The sequence below is a fragment of the Streptomyces sp. NPDC048057 genome (assembly GCF_040653095.1).
Lineage (GTDB): Bacteria > Actinomycetota > Actinomycetes > Streptomycetales > Streptomycetaceae > Streptomyces.
The window spans coordinates 1-1067 of sequence record NZ_JBEZNF010000090.1 but is presented as its reverse complement, the minus strand read 5'-3'; the positions used below and the strand labels follow the sequence as shown (position 1 = coordinate 1067).

Genomic DNA, 1067 nt, shown 5'->3' with positions numbered 1-1067 from the left:
TCAGAACTAACACAGTGGACGCGAGCAAATATGGACAAGCCCTCGGCCTATTAGTACCAGTCACCTCCACCGGTTACCCGGCTTCCAGATCTGGCCTATCAACCCAGTCGTCTACTGGGAGCCTTACCCCATCAAGTGGGTGGGAGTCCTCATCTCGAAGCAGGCTTCCCGCTTAGATGCTTTCAGCGGTTATCCCTCCCGAACGTAGCCAACCAGCCATGCCCTTGGCAGGACAACTGGCACACCAGAGGTTCGTCCGTCCCGGTCCTCTCGTACTAGGGACAGCCCTTCTCAAGACTCCTACGCGCACAGCGGATAGGGACCGAACTGTCTCACGACGTTCTAAACCCAGCTCGCGTACCGCTTTAATGGGCGAACAGCCCAACCCTTGGGACCGACTCCAGCCCCAGGATGCGACGAGCCGACATCGAGGTGCCAAACCATCCCGTCGATATGGACTCTTGGGGAAGATCAGCCTGTTATCCCCGGGGTACCTTTTATCCGTTGAGCGACGGCGCTTCCACAAGCCACCGCCGGATCACTAGTCCCGACTTTCGTCCCTGCTCGACCCGTCGGTCTCACAGTCAAGCTCCCTTGTGCACTTACACTCAACACCTGATTACCAACCAGGCTGAGGGAACCTTTGGGCGCCTCCGTTACTCTTTAGGAGGCAACCGCCCCAGTTAAACTACCCATCAGACACTGTCCCTGATCCGGATCACGGACCCAGGTTAGACATCCAGCACGACCAGAGTGGTATTTCAACAATGACTCCCCCTGAACTGGCGTCCAGAGTTCACAGTCTCCCACCTATCCTACACAAGCCGAACCGAACACCAATATCAAACTGTAGTAAAGGTCCCGGGGTCTTTCCGTCCTGCTGCGCGAAACGAGCATCTTTACTCGTAGTGCAATTTCACCGGGCCTATGGTTGAGACAGTCGAGAAGTCGTTACGCCATTCGTGCAGGTCGGAACTTACCCGACAAGGAATTTCGCTACCTTAGGATGGTTATAGTTACCACCGCCGTTTACTGGCGCTTAAGTTCTCAGCTTCGCAACCCCGAAA

The 1067-nt window shown here is 55.7% G+C and carries 1 rRNA gene; it reads right to left on the bottom strand.

Features of this window, described 5'->3' with window-relative positions:
* Window positions 1-30: 30 nt before the first annotated feature.
* Window positions 31-1067 (bottom strand): 23S ribosomal RNA (locus tag AB0E05_RS36460); the annotation flags it as partial.